Raw genomic sequence first — 391 nt, 5'->3', positions numbered from 1 at the left:
CGTGCCGTCCGCCAGCCCCGCCCACAACGCGTCCTGATTGACCGCCTCACGAATCGGCGGACAGCACTTGAACTCCGTCGCCCCGTCCGGAACCTCCTCGGCCGTCAACGTCAGAAAATGCGGACACGACTCGACACTCACCCCCACCCCCTCCCGCTTCGCCTCCGCGATCAGTGGCAACGCATCCGCAGAAGACAGATGCAGCACATGCACCCGCGCCTCCAACCGCCGCGCCTGCGCGATCAGATGCGCGATCGCCGCGTTCTCCGCATCACGAGGCCGCGACGCCAGGAAATCGGCGTACTTCCCCCCACTCCGCTGCGGCGCCCCGGCCAGATGCTCCGGATCCTCCGCGTGCACGATCAGCAGCCCACCGAACCCCGCGATCTCC

General features: G+C 68.3%; 1 pseudogene. It reads right to left on the bottom strand.

Going from position 1 to position 391, the window contains the following annotated elements:
- Window positions 1-391 (bottom strand): annotated as a pseudogene (locus IA22_RS0133765) (allantoinase AllB); the annotation flags it as partial.

The organism is Kitasatospora papulosa, from assembly GCF_000717245.1.
Lineage (GTDB): Bacteria > Actinomycetota > Actinomycetes > Streptomycetales > Streptomycetaceae > Streptomyces > Streptomyces papulosus.
The sequence above is the reverse complement of the archived record's forward strand: the minus strand, read 5'-3'. Positions and strand labels throughout refer to the sequence as shown.